Below are 535 nucleotides of genomic sequence, written 5' to 3'. Positions count from 1 at the left end.
ATAACTTTCCAATAACGGGCGCAGACATGTGGGGCATAATGGCGCAGCCGCCCCGCGTGTATGCGTCCCAGCGAACGCAGTGAGTGTGTTGATTGGCTTGTTAGCCGCGTTTTACTTACGAAGTACTTTTTTGAAATTTGCGCATAGCTCTGACGACATTAACAATGGGCAATGTCGAGAAGAAAACATAAATAGCTACGAACAGCAAAAGGTTAAAATAAGCAAAGTAAGCCAACAGCCCAACTAAGATTTGTACTACACCAGATAATAAAAAGCTATTGCCTACGTATTTGCAGAAAGCAGGTAGGTCGGCAATTTTAGAAAAGTCGATACCGTTAAGTACATCCGCTTTTTGCTTAAAGGTAAGCAGATAGCCAATGATTAAATATATAAAGCCGCTTAAGCAGGATATTAAAAGAATTAGAAAACCTGTACCCATGGAAAATCCTTTTTAGTGGCTAACTTTAAGCTAAGGGGCGCAGATACGTGGGGCATAATGGCGAAGCCGCCCCGCGTATAGGCGTCCCAGCGACCG

General features: G+C 43.7%; 1 protein-coding gene. It reads right to left on the bottom strand.

Translation table 11 applies throughout. The annotated features are described in order from the left end of the window. Positions 1–115: 115 nt before the first annotated feature. Positions 116–439, bottom strand: a complete 324-nt coding sequence (locus JKP82_RS20695; protein WP_218398585.1) for a hypothetical protein — start codon at positions 437–439, stop codon at positions 116–118. Between the last annotated feature and the right edge of the window lie 96 nt (positions 440–535).

Origin of the sequence: Alteromonas lipotrueae, assembly GCF_019249215.1 — a bacterium.
In the GTDB taxonomy this organism is placed as follows: domain Bacteria; phylum Pseudomonadota; class Gammaproteobacteria; order Enterobacterales; family Alteromonadaceae; genus Alteromonas; species Alteromonas lipotrueae.
This window is presented reverse-complemented; position numbering and strand designations above follow the sequence as displayed.